Source organism: Nocardia sputi (assembly GCF_023501985.1).
Window position 1 is genome coordinate 152,650 of the sequence record NZ_JAMFLC010000021.1, and the last position, 16,010, is coordinate 168,659.

At 69.9% G+C, this 16,010-nt stretch carries 9 protein-coding genes; 3 read left to right on the forward strand and 6 right to left on the reverse strand.

The genetic code is table 11. The features are described 5' to 3' along the window. Nucleotides 1–70 precede the first annotated feature (70 nt). Genes M8859_RS26675 through M8859_RS26685 form a run of 3 tightly spaced genes read left to right on the forward strand, consistent with a single transcriptional unit; the run spans nt 71 to nt 8,610 of the window. Entirely contained in the window at nt 71–6,487 is a 6,417-nt protein-coding gene (locus tag M8859_RS26675) for a type I polyketide synthase (RefSeq protein WP_249644965.1), read from the forward strand. 31 nt (nt 6,488–6,518) lie between these two features. Further along, entirely contained in the window at nt 6,519–7,916 is a 1,398-nt protein-coding gene (locus M8859_RS26680) for a condensation domain-containing protein (protein WP_159925976.1), read from the forward strand. A 10-nt stretch (nt 7,917–7,926) separates the two neighbouring features. Beyond that, complete coding sequence (locus M8859_RS26685; protein ID WP_159925974.1) at nt 7,927–8,610, forward strand: hypothetical protein; 684 nt, start codon at nt 7,927–7,929, stop codon at nt 8,608–8,610. Between the two features lie 142 nt (nt 8,611–8,752). On the opposite strand, the gene M8859_RS26690 is transcribed toward M8859_RS26685, so the two are convergent. From M8859_RS26690 to M8859_RS26715, 6 genes are all read right to left on the reverse strand, one after another. Next, complete coding sequence (locus tag M8859_RS26690) at nt 8,753–10,801, reverse strand: MMPL family transporter (protein WP_249644973.1); 2,049 nt, start codon at nt 10,799–10,801, stop codon at nt 8,753–8,755. Between the two features lie 67 nt (nt 10,802–10,868). Next, entirely contained in the window at nt 10,869–12,068 is a 1,200-nt protein-coding gene (locus tag M8859_RS26695; RefSeq protein WP_195071365.1) for a peptide synthetase, read from the reverse strand. Nucleotides 12,069–12,094: 26 nt separating this feature from the next. Continuing rightward, nucleotides 12,095–13,141 carry an NAD-dependent epimerase/dehydratase family protein gene (locus M8859_RS26700; protein ID WP_195140098.1) on the reverse strand — a complete coding sequence of 349 codons (1,047 nt, stop codon included), beginning with the start codon at nt 13,139–13,141 and terminating at the stop codon, nt 12,095–12,097. Then, nucleotides 13,138–13,422 carry a hypothetical protein gene (locus M8859_RS26705; protein WP_223513770.1) on the reverse strand — a complete coding sequence of 95 codons (285 nt, stop codon included), beginning with the start codon at nt 13,420–13,422 and terminating at the stop codon, nt 13,138–13,140. Before M8859_RS26705 ends, M8859_RS26700 begins: the two co-directional genes overlap by 4 nt. Continuing rightward, nucleotides 13,422–15,095: a fatty acid CoA ligase family protein gene (locus tag M8859_RS26710; protein ID WP_159925966.1), complete on the reverse strand. Its 1,674-nt coding sequence runs from the start codon at nt 15,093–15,095 to the stop codon at nt 13,422–13,424. The genes M8859_RS26705 and M8859_RS26710 overlap by 1 nt, the downstream gene beginning before the upstream one ends. After that, nucleotides 15,092–16,006: a beta-ketoacyl-[acyl-carrier-protein] synthase family protein gene (locus M8859_RS26715; protein ID WP_159925964.1), complete on the reverse strand. Its 915-nt coding sequence runs from the start codon at nt 16,004–16,006 to the stop codon at nt 15,092–15,094. Before M8859_RS26715 ends, M8859_RS26710 begins: the two co-directional genes overlap by 4 nt. Nucleotides 16,007–16,010 lie beyond the last annotated feature (4 nt).

Below are 16,010 nucleotides of genomic sequence, written 5' to 3' on the forward strand. Positions count from 1 at the left end.
CTGTGCACACCGCATTCGTGAATCGCCGTAGCAGAATGGCGTTCAACTAGATCCGACCCGGAGGATGTGCATGTCGGATATTGCAATTGTCGGCATCGGCTGTAGATTTGCGGGCGGAATCGATTCGCCCGATACCTTTTGGGAATTCGTCCTGGACAAACGCGACGGCGTGATCGAGATGCCCGCCGATCGCTGGGACTATCGCCGTTACTACGATCCGGAACCGCGCACGCCGGGGCGCAGCTACACCAAGCACGCGGCATTCATGACGACCGACCCGTGGGAGTTCGACCCGGATTTCTTCGGCATCTCCGCCCGCGAGGCGACCGTGCTGGATCCGCAGCAGCGCTTGATGCTCGAGGTGACCTGGGAGGCGCTCGACGACGCCGGGATCGCGCGCCACGCGGCGGGTGGGTCGATCGGCGTCTACGTCGGCGGGTTCGTGGTGGACCAGTCGGTGATCGGCGTGGTCGGCCCGGCCCTGTTCCACACCGACATGCACACCCCGGCCAGCGCGTCCTACACCATGCTGTCCAACCGGATCGCTTACGCGCTCAACCTGGTCGGCCCCGCTCTCACGGTCGACACCGCGTGCTCGTCGTCGCTGGTCGCCTTTCATCTCGCCTGTCAGGCGCTCGAGAACGACGACTGCGAGGTGGCGCTCGCCGGCGGCGTGAACGTGATGCTGCAGCCGGAGACCTTCGTCCTGATGTGCAAGGGCGGCTTCCTGGCCGCGGATGGCCGCTGCAAGTCCTTCGACGCATCGGCCGACGGTTACGGCCGTGGCGAGGGCGCGGGCATGGTGGCGCTGAAGAGACTCGACGACGCCGTACGCGACGGCGACCGGATCTACGCGGTGGTCAAGGCGACCGGCTCCAACCAGGACGGCCGCACCACGGCGATCACCGTGCCCAACGCCGAATCACAGGAAACCCTCGCCCGTTCGGTATGCGAGCGCGCGGGGCTCGCGCCGGACACGATCACCTATGTCGAGGCGCACGGCACCGGCACGCTGGTCGGTGATCCCGTGGAGTTGCGCGCACTGGGCCGTGTGTTCGGCGCGCCGGCGGGGCGCACGCGCTCGCTGGGCGTCGGCTCGGTGAAGTCGACACTCGGGCACACCGAGGCCGCGGCCGGTATCGCCAGCGTGATCAAGTCGGCGCTGGCGATCCACCATCGCACCATTCCGCCGCAGGGCTGGCTCGACAAACCCAATCCCGACATTCCGTTCGACGAGTTGGGATTGCACGTCCAACTCGAGGCGGAGACGCTGCCCGACGACGCCGAGCCGATGACGATCGCGGTCAACGGCTTCGGCTACGGCGGCACCAACGCCCACACCATCCTCCGGGAGTTCCGGCAGGTTCCCACCCAACCGGCCACGCCGCCCCGGCATTTCGGCATCCTGCCGATCTCGGCACGCAGCGGCGGCGCGGCACGCGCGCTCGCCGACCGGTTCGGCGACCTGATCACCGCGGGCGCCGACCCGGACCGGCTGGCCGAGGCCGCCTGGACGCGCATGGCGCACCATCAGTACCGCACGGGCATGCTCGTCGGCGACACCGCCGAGCTGGTCGGGGACCTGCGCCGGTTCGCGGCGGGAGAGGGCCGCGACGCCGCGCGGACGATCGTGGCGCGGACGGCCGAACCGGTGTTCGTGTTTTCCGGCATGGGCCCGCAGTGGTGGGGAATGGCGCGCGAACTACTCGGCGGCGAAGGCGTATTCGCCGACGTGGCCGAGACGGTCGACGCGGAGTTCCGTTCGATCGCGGGCTGGTCGATCATCGAGGAGCTGCTGCGGCCCGAGGAAGAGTCCCGGGTCACCAGCACCGAGGTGGCGCAGCCGGCCAATTTCCTCGTGCAGGTGGCGTTGGCGCGTGAGCTGGCCGAGTACGGCATCCGGCCCGCGGCAGTGGTCGGGCACAGCGTCGGTGAGGTGTCGGCGGCCTACGTGAGCGGCGTGTTGTCGCTGCACGACGCGGTGCTGGTGGCTTATCACCGGGCCCGTTTGCAGGCGACGACCGCCGGATCGGGTGGCATGCTCGCGGTCGGGATGTCGCCCGAACAGGCCCGTGAACTCGTCGGCGACGACCCGCGGGTGGACGTCGCCGCCATCAACAGCGCGAGCTCGCTGACCTTGTCCGGCGACGTCGACCGCCTGGACGAATTCGCCGAAAAGCTCACCGAGGACGGCATTTTTGCACGCCGGCTACGCGTCGAGGTGCCATATCACAGCCGGTTGATGGACCCCATCCTCGACGAGCTGCGCGAGGCGCTGGCCGAGCTGAAGCCGATGACGCCGACCGTGCCGCTGTACTCCTCGGTCACCGGCGAGCCGGTTGCGGGCCCCGACTGGGACGCCGAGTACTGGTGCGCGAACGTGCGACAGCCCGTCCGGTTCGCCGACGCGGTCACGAAACTGATCGGCGCGGACAGCCGCGTCTTCCTGGAGGTCGGCCCGCACCCGGTGCTGTCGGGCAACATCCGGGAGACGCTGCTGGGCGCGGACGTCAACGGCACGACGGTGGCGACACTGGATCGTAAGCAACCGGATTCGGTGAGCATCCGCCGCACCCTCATCGGGCTCTACGGCGCGGGCGTGCTCGATCTCGACGAGCTGTTCCCGGCGCATTCCGCCACCCCGCACGTGCCGCTGCCGCGCTATCCGTGGCAGCGCACGCGGCTTCACTCGGCGCTGCCGCTGTTCGAGCAAGCGCGGTTGGGTACCCCCGGCGCCTACACCATGCTCGGCGATCCCGACGTCGAGGGCAGGCCGGACTGGCTGCTACAGGTCGGCACCGAGCTGCTGCCGTGGCTGGCCGACCATGTCGTCAACGGCGTCAAGATCATGCCGGGCGCGGCCTACCTGGATGCCGCGCTGAGCGCCACGGCCACCCGCTTGGGTGTCGAACGCGTTGCGCTGGAACAGGTTCGGTTCGTGGCCCCGCTGATCATGGCCGCGCCGGACGTGCCGCTGGTGGCGCTGACCATCGAGGAGGCCAGCGGCCGCTTCATGATCCGATCGCGATCGGCGACGGGGACGGCGTGGACGGTGCACGCGTTCGGCCGCACGCTGACCGGCAGTTACAAGCCTACGAAGGTCACGGTGCCCACCCTGGACGTCGGTCTCGACATCGACCCGCAGATGTTCTACAGCGGCCTGGCCGCGGCGGGGCTGCAGTACGGTCCGGCCTTCCGCCGCGTCACCTCCGTGCGCGTGGGCGCGGAGGCGGTGGTGGCCACCGTCGACGGCACCATCGCCGCGGACGCCGGACACCTCGCCCATCCCGCGGTGGTCGACGCCGCGATGCAGTCGGCGGCCCTGCTGTTCGCCGACGCCCGGATCGATGTGGGCACGCTGGTGCCGGTCGGTGTCGCGGCGGTACGGCTGGTCGCACCGCTGCCCGAGCGGATCACCGTCGTCGCGCGTCGTGATCCCCGCGCCCGGCTGCGCGCCGATGTGGATCTGCTCGACGGCGAACACAACCTCGTGATGCGGTTGAGCGGCCTGCAGATCGGTGCGCTCGCGCCGGGCCAGGATCCGCTGCACCGGATGGTCGACTTCTACTACGCCGAGACGTTGGAACAGCGCGATCCCATCGATCCCGCGACCCTGCCGCAGGATTCGGTGACCACCGTGATCGTCGCGCTGGGCGGTAACTGCCGCCGTGCGGGGCAACTGGCCGCCGCGCTGCCGGGCTCTCGGCTGTACGTGGCCGCGGTGGCGGGCCGTGCACTCGCCTCCGATCTGGCCGCGACACTGGCGGCCGCCAAGGCGGAGGGCGCCGACCGGCTGCACGTCTGCGTGGTCGCGGGAACCGTCGAGGACGATGTCGCCGACCTGTGGGCCCTGGAGCGGATCGCGGTCGCCCTCGACGAGTTCGTCCACCCCGACACCACCGAACAGGGGCCCGAGAGCGTCTTCGGTGAGGGGTGGTGCCATGCCACCTTGGTGACCGAGCGGGCGTTCGCGTTGCCGGACAGTCCGGTCCCGCCGGACTCGAGTCATGCCGCGCTGGCCGGTGCGCGCCGGGTGCTGCTCAACGAGCAGTCGGCGCTGCGCTGGCGGCTGATCGACGCGGAACCCGACACCCAGATCGCCGATCTGATCGCGGAACTGGCCGTGCCGGGCGCGTTCTGGAACGACAATCTCGACGAGGTCGTGCTGCGCGCGGGCAAGCGCTGGGTCCCGCTGGTGATCAAACCGCTGCAAGAGCGCCTCGACGCCCTCGACACCGCCGAACCGCTCACCGACCCGGAAGCCAACTTCACGCTGGAGCTGCCCCGGACACGCCTGCTGTCGGCGTTGGCGTGGCGGCGATGCCCGCGCCCCGAACCCGGACCGGGCCAGGTCGAGGTGCGGATGAAGATCATCGGCCTCAACTACAAGGATCCGCTCAAAGTCATCGGCCTGCTCGGCGAGCGTGAGCTCGCGCCCACCTATTTCGGCACTGTGCCGGGGATGGAGGGCGTCGGTGAGGTGGTGCGCGTGGGCGATGGGATCACCGACCTCGCGGCGGGCGATCTGGTCGCGGTCGCCGCCAAAGGCATGATGCAGCGCTACGTCGTCGTCGACCGGCAGCTGACGATCCCGCTGCCCGCCGACGCCGATCCCGCCTACTGCACCAGCACCATCGCCTTCGGCACGGCCGAGTACGCGCTGCTGGATCTGGCCCGGCTGGAACCGGGCGAGACGGTGCTGATCCACGGGGCCGCGGGCGGCGTCGGCACGGCCGCGATCCAGGTGGCCAAGGATCGCGGGGCGCGCATCATCGGCACCGCGAGTACGGACGAGCGCCGCGCCCACGTGCTCGCTCTCGGCGCCGATCACGCGATCGACTCGCGTTCGCTCAACTTCGTCGACGACGTAATGGAGCTGACCGGCGGCAAAGGTGTGGAGGTCGTGCTCAGCAGCGCGCCGGGAGAGATCTTGCGCCAGAACTTCAACGCGGTAGCGGAATTCGGCCGCATCGTCGAGGTGGGCAAGGCCGACATCTACACCGGTGGCCTGCTCGAGCTGGCCAACTTCGACAAGAACCTGGCGTACTTCTCCATGGATTTGGACCGCCTGGTCGCCGTCGACGCGCAGCGGCTGGCCAAGCTGCTGCAGCGGGTCTACGAGAAGGTGCTCGCGGGCACCTACCAGCCGCTGCCCTACCGGCTGTTCGAGACCGACGAGGTGGGCAGGGCCTTCGAGGAGACCATCCGCTCGACCGGGCTGGCGCGAATCGCGCTGCGTATGGATTCGTCCACGGCCGCGGTGCGGCCGTACCTGCCGGAGATCGAGATAGACAGCGCCGCGAGCTATCTCGTGACCGGCGGGTTCGGTGGGTTCGGGATGGCCATCGGGCGCTGGCTGGTGCTGCGCGGGGCGCGGCGGGTGGTGCTGCTCGGCCGCGGCGGCGCGAGCACAGCGGAGGCGCGCAGGCAGCTCGAGGCGTGGCGGACCATCGGTGTCGACGTGGTCGAGGAGCGTGCCGATGTGACCGACCCGGAGGCCGTCGCCGCGATCGTGGCGCGGTCCCACAGTTCGGAGCACCCGCTGCGCGGGGTGTTCCACGCGGCGGGCTCGGTGGCCGACAACCGCTTGGCGGCAATGTCGTTCGAGGAGCTGGCCACGGTCTACCGACCGAAGGTGCACGGCGCTCGGGTACTGCACCAGGCCGTGGCCGAGGCGGGGATCCGGCTGGACATGTTCGTGCTGTGCTCCTCGGGCGGTTCGATGTACGGCATCTACGGCCAGTACAACTACTGCGCGGCCAACGTGGCGGTGGAGTCGCTGGCCGAGGAATGGTCCCGGGCGGGCGAGCGGGCGCTGTGCGTCGGCTGGGGTCATCTGTCGGGCGCGACCGGTGGTATGGCCGCCGACGAGACGGCCCTCAAGTATCTCGATCTGGTTGGCTTCGATCCGATCGACATGGCCGACGCCACCGCGTACCTGGAGCAGACCCTGCGCCTGGGGGTGGCCCGGGCGGCGATCATTCCGACCGACTGGGCCAAGCTGACCGGCACCTTCCCGCAGCTGACCCGCACCGGCCGCACGAGCGCGCTCGCGCAGGCCTCCGCCAAGGACACCTCCGAACTGGCCCGGCTGCGAGCCGAGGTGGCCGCGATCGAGGACAGCAAGCGCGGGGCCTTCGTCGCCCGCAAGATGGCCGAGGAACTGGCCGTCGTCATGGGTGTGCCCGTCGAGTCCATCGACATGACCGTTCCGGTGCCCGAACTCGGGCTGGATTCGCTGATGGCGGTGGAGCTCGGGGCGCGGGTCACCAAGACCCTCGGTATCGACCTGATGTCGCTGCAGATGGGCCGGTCGTTCAGCCTGGAGCAGGCCGGCCCGAAGGTGGCGGAGCTGATCCTGGCCGCGGATACCGGTCAGGCGCAGTCGGCGCCGGACCCGGCCACGCCGATGTCCGAGCCGACGGCTTCGAACGGTCTCGCGGCCGAACCGGTTCTGGCGATGGCATCGGCCGAGGCCAGGCCGTGACCACCCACCGTCGTCGAATCGAGGTATCCCCGTGGTCGGTTTCGGGCTGATCGATGAATGGGAGCCGGGGCCCGGCCGGCTGGTCAGCTGGGCGGCGTCACCGGAGTCGGTGGCGCGCGCCCGGCGGGCGCCGGTTCACCCGGCCCCGCCCTCGCACCAGCAGGAGCAGTATCTCCGGCTCGCCGACCGGCACGCGGAGGCGGATTTCCGGTACTCGGGCCTGTGCCTGGTGACCGCGGAGATCCCGACCGGCGATCTCGACTTGGACGCGATGACGCGGGCGGTCAACGCGTTCCTGTTGCGCCACGACACCTTCCGGACCTGGTTCCGGGTTGACTCCGCGGGTGCGATCGAGCGTCATCTCGTACCCGCGGAGGACGTCGAGTTCGTGCCGGTCGATTACGGCCGCGTCGACGAGGCGCGGGCCATCCGCGATCATGTCCAGAAGACGACGCCAGGGCCCTTCGACTGGGACTGCTTCACCTTCGGGGCGATCGAGCGCGAGGATTCGACCACGGTCTACCTGGCGGTCGATCATCTGCACACCGACGGATTCGGCCAGTATCTGTCCGGATTCGACCTCGCACTGCTGTATCTGCGGGAGGTGTGGGAAGACGTCGGCCTGCTGGCCCCCGCGGCCAGCTATCTCGACTACTGCATCGCCGAGCGGGAGTACACGGGCCGGATGACGCTCGCCTCGCCAGGCGTGCGCAAGTGGCTGGAGCTCATCCGCGGCAACGACGGCGAACTACCCTCGTTCCCCTTGGATCTGGGCAGGCGCACCGATGTGTACAACCGCAGCGCCCACCGCACGGTCACCCTGTTCGACGAGCACACCGCGCTGCGATTCGAGCGGGTCTGCCGCGACAACGGCGCGGAATTCGTCGGTGGCATCTTCGCCGCGGCGGCGCTGGCCGAGCGTGAGCTCATCGGTGCCGACTACTACTTCGGCATGACGCCCGTCAGCACCCGCAGCACCGCCGCGGAACGCGCGTCGGTCGGCTGGTACGTGACGCTGCTGCCGGTGACCTTTCCGATCGGCGCCACCACCACCTTCGCGCGCGCCGCGACCATCGCGCAGCACGCCTACGAGAACGGACTACGGCTGGCCCCCACCTCGTTCCAGCGCGTGGTGGAACTGCTGCCCGCGGACTCCGATCTCGACCTGAAACCGGGCTGGTCCACGCCGATGATCTCGTACGTGGACGCCAGGGAGCTGCTCGGCAACGAGTTGTTCGACCTCGCGTCGTGCGGGCTGTACGCCAATCGCGCCGCCTCCGAGCAGGTGCTGATCTGGATCAACCGGCTGGCGTCGGAAACCACGCTGAGCGTCATCTATCCGGACACACCGGTGGCGCACGGCTCCGTCGAACGCTATGTGGCCACGCTGCGAGCGGTGTTCACGGCGGCGGCCGCGGACACCCACTAGAGGAGGATTGATGGACAACGCTTTTCGTGACCCGGGAATCCCGGACGGAGAGAAGTCCGTCTACACCGTCACCATCGCCGATCGGCCGTCGAAGCTCGACGTGGTCAGCGTGGTCGCCCATGACGGCGACGGTTACCGCTCGACGCTCGAGGCGGGCCTGGGACACGGGATTTTCGCGATGACCATCGAGCAGCGGTTCCAGCGCTCCGGCGATCGGCTGCAGGCCGAGCACTACCGCGCCGAGACTCGCTCGGGCACAACGGTGGTCTCACGTGAGGAGGCCAACTTCCTCGATACCGTCCACCTTCGATTCGGCGGCGGGATCGCACCCTTTCCCGCCAACGTGATGCCGCTGGCCGCTGGCCTGACGCTGCTGCGTGGCCTGGACTTCACCGAGGGCGCCGAGGAGTGCGTGGATCTGTGGCTGGCCTTCTCGGTGCACGTTCCGCTCGGGGCCAAGGTGGAGCAGCGCACCGTCGTCGAGGTTCCGGCCGGGCGCGTCAGCAGCTGGCAGGTCCGGCTGCGGCCGCGGTTGTCCGGACTGAACACCATGGTGGAGAAGGTGGTCGGCGGGTTCCTGCCGCCCGCGGTGGCGCACTTCGAGACGGCTGCGCCGCACCGGCTGGTCCGGCTCGGCTTCCCGACCGGGCCGATGCCGTGGGATCCGCGTGGAGTGATGGAACTGGTCGCTTAGGCCGGTCGGCTCAGCGGCCCCGTGCGGTCCCACGCCGTCGTGGTCCCGGGCCCGAGTACCGCCGGTAGCACACCGGCGAAGCCCCGTTCCCTGACCCGGAGGGTAGGTGGACACACAGGGCCACGCCGGTCGGCAGAGCCGGTCAGCGCGTGGCCGACGCGCGTTCTCGGATCCGGTCGACGGTGGCCGCAACGACGCGGCGGCGGCGCGGGGACCACCAGTTGGCCGGGCCCATCAGCTGCACCAGGGCCGGTACCAGGAGCATCCGGACCAGAGTGGCGTCCACGACGAGCGCGATGATCATGCCGAGGCCGAGGAAACGCATGGGGGTGAGCGGCGACAGGGTGAACGCGCCGGTGACGATCACCAGGAGAGTGGCCGCCGCGGTGATCACTCGCGCGGTCTTGACCGTGCCCGCGCGTACCGCCGCCGCGGTGTCGGCGCCCGCCTCGTGCGCTTCGACCATGCGTGAGAGCAGGAACACCTCGTAGTCGGTGGAGAGCCCGAAGACGACCGCGATGATCAGTACCAGCATGCCCGCGGTGATCGGGCCGGTGCTCACGCCGAGCAGGCCCGACAGATGCCCGCCGCAGAAGATCCAGGTGAGCACGCCGAACGTGGCGGCGAGGCTCAGGAACGCGAGAACCACGGCCTTGAGCGGCAGTACGATCGAGCGGAACGCGACGGACAGCAGCACCACCGTCGCGGTGACCATGACGAGGATCATCCAGGGCATGGCCGCGACGATGGAGCGCACGCTGTCCACGGTGGCCGCGGTGTCGCCGCCGATCCACAAGACGGTGCCGTCCGGTGGAGTCAGGCCGCGCATGCCGCGCACCGTGGCAGTGGCAGCTTCGGTGCGGTCGGTGTAGCGCAGGAACGCGTGGAAGACGACGAAGTCCTCGGCGCGACCCACTTGAACGACCTGCCGCACCCCGTCGACCTCGCCGAGCGCCGCCGCGGCCGCGTCGACGGCGGCCGACTGCGGCGGCCCGTCTGTGCCGTGCAGCACGGCGGTTACGCCGCTACCTGCCGCGGGGAACTGCGCGGTGAGTTCTTCGACGGTGACGCGCATGGGGTTGCCCGGGGGCAACGCCCGATGGTCTATGTCGCCCAGCCGCAGACCGGCCAGCGGCGCCGCGAAGACCAGCAGGACGGCGCCGACCACCACGGTCACCAGACCCGGCCGCCGCAGCACCCGATCGACCAGGCCGCCCCAGAACCGGTCGCTGCGTTCGATCGCCCGCGCGGTGCCGATACGCGCGCCGAACAGGGCCAGCAATGCGGGCAGCACGGTGAGCGAGATCCCGGCGGCCAGCGCCACCGCGGTGATCGCGCCGATGCCGAGCGACCGCAACACCGCCTGCGGGAAGACGAACGTCCCGGCGAACGCGCAGACCAGCAGCAGCGCCGAGAACGCGACGGTACGGCCGGCGGTCGCGTAGGTGCGTGCGATCGCGGACCGCACCTCGTGCCCGTCGGCGACTTCCTCACGGAACCGGGTCACCAGGAACAGCCCGTAGTCGATGGCCATTCCGAGGCCGAGCAGTGAGGCGATGTTCATCGCGAACGTGCTCACTTCGGTGAGCTCCGCGAGCACCCGGATGGCGCCCATCGCGCCGAGCACCGTCAAGCCGCCGACCACCACCGGGAAGGACGCGGCGATGAGCCCGCCGAAGACCAGCACCAGAATGAGCAGCGTCAGCGGCAGGGAGACCGATTCCGCCCGCAGGAGATCGTGCTGGGACTGCGCGTTGATCTCGGTGGAGATGGCGCTGTAGCCGGACAGGTCGGTCGGCACACCCGGCACCCGGAGCTGCGGCTCGATCGCCGGGTACGCGCTGACTCGCCGGTTGGCGTCACCGGCGAGGTACACCACGGCGAGTGCGTGCCGGTTGTCCGCCGAACGCAGGAATTGCTTGCGGGCGATTCCGGCGTTCCAATAGGTTTCGATCGGCCGTTGCAGCATCGCCGCGTCGATCCGTGCGAGCGATTCCCGCACACGAGGCCCGATGTCGTCGAGGGTCTGGCCCTCCGGCGCGGTGTATCGCACGACCACGTCGGGATTCTGCGGTCCGAAGTGGTCGCTCACGAGCCGATCCACGTGCGCGGACTCGCTGCCGGGATCGATGAACCCGGCCGCCGTGACCTTCTCGGACGCTCCGATCCCCAGCAGGCCGGACAGCAGCATCACGCCGGTCCGGTCACGATGGCCAGCACCGCTTTCGGCCGCGCGAGGACGATCCGGGCGAGCGCGTTCATCGCACGGCCGTATCGTGCGGCGCGAGGTCGGCTTCCAGCCGCGCGGTGATCTTGTCCAGCAGCGCCTCCAGCCGCGGCTCGATGCCCGCGCCGTTGCGGCAGGAGACGGTCAGCTCCAGTTTCCCGCGCGCCTGGACCATGGCGAACAGCAGCGGCATCGCGCCGCTGTGCTGCGGCAGCGCCCGCATGGTGGTCGGCGTCCAGCCGGGGACGGCCATCTCGTCGAGATCGACCGCGCCCATGTGGGAGACGGTGGCCGACACCATGTTCCGGTTCAGCCGTGCCCCGAGCCAGTTGCTGCCGCGCAGTATCCCGCGGATCACAGCGGCCGGGAACATCGACAGCTTGCCGTTGTCCAACTCGTTCAGTTCCCGTTTCTCCCGCAGCCCGGTACGCATCCGCGCGCTGATCGTCTCCCAGCTCTCGCCGGGGGAGACGTCGAGGAACAGCGGCAGCGCCAGGTTCGCGGTGGAGCGCAGCGCGGGATCGTGCCTGCGCAGATCGACCGGGATCATGAAGCGCGATCTCGCGCCGGATTCGGCGGCCAGGACCGCCGCGACGCGTGCGACGATGCCCTTCCCGGAAGCCTCGATGGTGCGGTGGCGCAGCAGCCAGCGCGGGCCCGCCGGATTCTGGCGGCCGCGGCCGGTCGGCGCCGGGAACCTCGGCAGGACCAAAGTCGGTTTGCCCGGCGCGCCGATCCGGGCCACCAACTCGGCGTCGGCGATCGGGTCGGCCGCGCCGAGGGGCGGATGCCCGCGCAAGGCGCGGAATACGTCGTCCACCCACATCCGCAAACCCATGCCGTCCATCACGCCGTGGAAGGCGCGGAACAGGACGGTGGTCTGCGCGCCGGTGAGCAGCAGCACCTCGGTGGTCCGCTCCGGCGTGGGACCGATCGGGCTGTCGAGCACCGCGTCGTGCTCCAAGGCGTCGTAGTTCAGCGACCATCCCGGCACGACGCGCACGCTCGCGCCCAGACCGCTGTCCACCCAGTCGCCGCCGTCGCGGACCAGGCGGGCGCCGGGTGTGGCCGCCGAGGCCACGTCGACGGCCCGCTGCAGCGCGGCCGGGTCCAGGCTGCCGTCGCCGTGGACGGCGAGGTGCATGACGAACGGTGGGGTCACCCTCCGCGTGGAGAAATAGAGGTGTTCGGTGGGAGTGATCTTCCGACGGAAGACAGAGGCGTTGCTCATGCTGATCTCCGGGGCCGATGTGGTGTTCAGCGCACATTCCGGGTGAGTTCGACCGCCCCGCCCTGGGTTTCCAGCCAGGCGAGGAAGGCGGTCAGTCCGCTGTCGCGGTCCACGACCGGCCGATAGCCGAAATCGCGCGCGGCGGCGGTGGTGTCATATGTGGCGCTGCGGGTCAAGAGGGCGACCGTGTAGCGCGACAGCGGTGGTGACCAGCGGGTCGCGATGGCCGGAATACGCCAGATCGTCTCGATGACGCGCACCGCCGCGTTGATCACCCGCGGGTGGGGTCTCCTGGTCGGCGGCTGGTATCCCAGCCGGGTGGCCACCTCGCCGAGGAATCCCCAGACGTCGGTCTTCTCGGCGTCGGCGACGAAGTACGCTTTGCCGCCGACCGCGTCCGAAGCGGCCGCCTTCACACAGGCGTCGACGACGTTGTCCACGTGGCACAGCGAGGCGTACACGGTGCGACCGAAGGACAGATCCGGCAGCGTCCCCGCTCCGGTCCGGCCGAGCAGCCGCACGATGGGACCGGTCCGGTCGCCCGCGCCCCAGATCGCGCGCGGGCGCAGGGCGCAGGTGCGGAACCCTTCGGTGTCGGCGGCCAGTACCGCGCGCTCCGCCGCGGCTTTGGTCTCGGCATACAGGTTCAGGTAGCGCCGCGGGTACGGCACCGATTCGTCGACGTCGAGCTGGTCGCCGCCGTAGTAGTCCATCATCGCGCTCGGGCTGGAGATGAACACGAATCGCGCCGTCCCGCCGCGCCGGGCCGCCTCGAGCAGTCGCTCGGTGGCCCGGACGTTCTCGTTCCAGAACTGTTGCCGGGTGCCGCGCTCGTCCACGCGGGCCGCGCTGTGGAACACGATGTCGACCCCGCGGGTCGCTTGCTCGAGCGAAGCGGGATCGGTCAGGTCGCCGTAGACGAGCTGGACCTTGTCGACGTCGGCGCCGAGGTCGTTCAGGTTGCTGGTGCGGCGCACCAGGATCGAGACGTCGTGCTCACCGTCGCGCACCAGCCTGCGCACGAGTGCGCCGCCCAGAAATCCGGACGCGCCGGTCACCAGGACTTTGCTCATTGCCCCTCCTCCTTGCCGGGTTGGGTTCGCCACCAGGTCAGGCCGAAGATCTGTGTCAGGACCGCCGTCGCGAACCGGCTGCGGCCGGAGCCCTCGGCGGCGCGAAGGGCCACCGGAATCTGCGCCGCGTGCACGACGACGCTGAGGAAAGCGTCGATCCACCAGACGGTGCGCAGGATCCGGTTGTCCGGGATACGGTCGGTCGCCGCGGCGAGCACGCCCCCGGCCAGATACAGCCACCCGAGTACGGGAATCGCTCGTATTACTGTCGTTTTCGTCATCAGTCGTCCGTTCCGAGCTGCCGGGCCGCCCACACCGTGAGCTGCTCGCGCCCGATCTTGGCGTTGTGCCGGATGTCGACGGGGAAGGACGGGTGGACCAAGAAGTCGGCGATCGTCCTGGTGAGGTCGAACCGCGCCCCGTGGGCCCGCAGCGCGACTTCGACGAGGTCGGTGTCCGCGCCGGGCTTCGGTTCGACGCAGAGCACCGGTCGCTGCGCTCCACGCGCCCCGATCCCGACCAGCGCCGTGCGGGCCACGCCCGCGACGGTGTTGAAGATCTGCTCCACCTGGACGGTGAACATGGGTCCGTGCGCCGTCACCACGCGCTGGCTCTTGCGTCCGCAGAACCAGATCCGCCCTTGGTCATCGATCCACGCGAGATCGCCGGTGCGGTGCCAGATCCGGTCGCCGTCGACGATCTTGCCCAGGGTGTTCGCCTGCTCCGGCCAGTGGTAGCTGGTGCTGACGTTCGGCCCGGCGACCACGAGTTCGCCGATCCCGCCGGTGTTCTCCAGCTCGCCGGCGAGTTCCTCGGCCCGCGCCCACGTCGGTATGGCGTCGTCGGTGATGGCGACGATGCGCGCCCGCACCTGGTGGGAGGGCCTGCCGATGCATGTTCCCGCGCCGCGGTGTGCCCGTTCCACCAATCCGTTCAGCAGTTCCCGGGACTCGATGGTGGACATCGGCAGCGCCTCGGTGGATCCGTACCCCGCGACGATCTTCGCGTCCTCATGGAGTACCGCACGCAGTCCGGCGATGCACCAGTCCGGCACCGGCGCACCGCCGGAGTAGACGCTGTCCAGCGACTGCAGTGCGGCCGGGTGGGCGCGCAGATACTCCAGCAACGGGATCAGCACGGCGGGGGAGGCGAACATGGTTCGCACCCCGAACCTCTCGATCGCGTCGACGACGTGCGCGGGATCGGTCGCGCCCACCTTGCTCGGGATCAGCGGCGGCAGCACGCATCGCGAGCCGAGCAGCAGATCCAGCACGCCGACCAGCGGAAGGGTGATCAGCGAGGCCTCCGGCGCGACCTCCGCCCGCGCCAGGTGCACCTGCTCCACCATCGCGGCCAGGTTGCCGTGCGTCAGCCGCACGGCCTTGGCCGGGCCGGTGCTGCCGGTGGTGAACGCGATGAGCAGCAGGTCGTCCTCGGCGGCCGGGCGTACCCCGGTGACCGCGCCGGTGGGGGTGCGGCCCCAGTCCCGCAGCGACTCGCCGCGCCAGAACCAGCGCCTGCCGACCGTGACCGTGGTGCGGACGGTGCGGAAGCCGTGCCGGAACAGCACGCGCAGCGCGTGCGCCTGCGGGATGCCGATGAACGCCTCGGCGTCCACGGCGCGCAGGCAGCGCAGCATCTTCCGCACGCCCATGCCCGGGTCGATCACGACCGCCACCGCTCCGAGTTTGAGCAGGCCGAACATGATCGCGTACAGCTCCGGGCTCGGCAGCACCAGCACGATGGTGCGGGTCCCGGTGCCGACACCCGACGCGGCGAGCCGCTGGGCGATGGTGTCCGACCACGCGTCCAGCTCGCCATAGGTCAGGTGCCGGTAGGCCGGCAGGCCATCGAGGTCGATCCCATCCGCGTAGCGCACGGCCACACGGGTGGGGTCGGTGCGGACGACCGCACGAAACCGATCGATGGCCTGCCAGTAGGTTCCCGTTGTCACGCAGGCGCCCCGGCGAAGACGGGCAACCGGTAGAGCACCGCCGCCGCCGCCGGACCCGCGCCCGCCGCGACGAACAGCACTTGGCGGTACTCGGCGAGCCCGTCGTCCACGATCGCCGAGTCGTAGGCCGCGGTGAGCGCGGCCGTGTGCGGGTCGCCGTCACGCAGATCCGGTAGGCGGACCGATCGCTGGTCGATGCCGAGGGCGGCGGCCAGCTTCTTCGGGAACTCCGGGCTCGGCGTCGACGCGATCAGCGCGATCTCGCTCAGCGAGGCGTGGTCCGATTCGGCGAGCGCTCGGCGCGCGGCGCCGAGAGCCACCTCGAGTAGGCGGTCCTCGAAGCCGGGCTCCCGCTCCACGGTGATCAGGCTGCGGCCGCGGTCGCCCATCGTCGAAATGTCGAGATAGCCCTCGACCGCCGGCGTGCCCTCACCCTTCACGGTGTGCACCGTGCCGAAGCCGTCCGGTTCGTCGGTGCGCTCCAGCAGCAGCGCCGCGCCGCAGGTGGAGTACGGGAACTCGTCGTCGGCGACCGAGCGGGTCATCGACGGATGGGTGTCGCCGGACACGATCAGCACGTGCTCGGCGCTACCGGTCTCCAGGACCGAGGTGGCGACCTGGATCGCGTTGACGACACCGATCGCCCCGTTCATCAGATCGAACGAGAAGGTCCTCGGGTCGTCTTTGGCGTATTCCAGGCCGATCCCGGCCGCCTTCTGGATCAGCGCCGACACCGCGGGTTCGACGGTATTCGAATCGCGGAAGATGCCCGCGTTGATCAGTAGGCCGACCTGATCGGAACGAATTCCGGCGCGCTCCAGACTCTGCCTGGCAGCGCGGGTGGTGTGCTCGACGATGCTGTAGGTGTCGTCGGATCGGCTGATGCCGGTGGACTTGATGCGCACGCTCATGACT

Excerpts from the sequence above, each read along its gene's own strand:
- M8859_RS26675 (WP_249644965.1), top strand. The coding sequence starts at position 71 with ATGTCGGATATTGCAATTGTCGGCATCGGCTGTAGATTTGCGGGCGGA.
- M8859_RS26685 (WP_159925974.1), top strand. The coding sequence starts at position 7,927 with ATGGACAACGCTTTTCGTGACCCGGGAATCCCGGACGGAGAGAAGTCC.
- M8859_RS26690 (WP_249644973.1), bottom strand. The coding sequence starts at position 10,801 with ATGCTGCTGTCCGGCCTGCTGGGGATCGGAGCGTCCGAGAAGGTCACG.
- M8859_RS26695 (WP_195071365.1), bottom strand. The coding sequence starts at position 12,068 with ATGAGCAACGCCTCTGTCTTCCGTCGGAAGATCACTCCCACCGAACAC.
- M8859_RS26700 (WP_195140098.1), bottom strand. The coding sequence starts at position 13,141 with ATGAGCAAAGTCCTGGTGACCGGCGCGTCCGGATTTCTGGGCGGCGCA.
- M8859_RS26705 (WP_223513770.1), bottom strand. The coding sequence starts at position 13,422 with ATGACGAAAACGACAGTAATACGAGCGATTCCCGTACTCGGGTGGCTG.
- M8859_RS26715 (WP_159925964.1), bottom strand. The coding sequence starts at position 16,006 with ATGAGCGTGCGCATCAAGTCCACCGGCATCAGCCGATCCGACGACACC.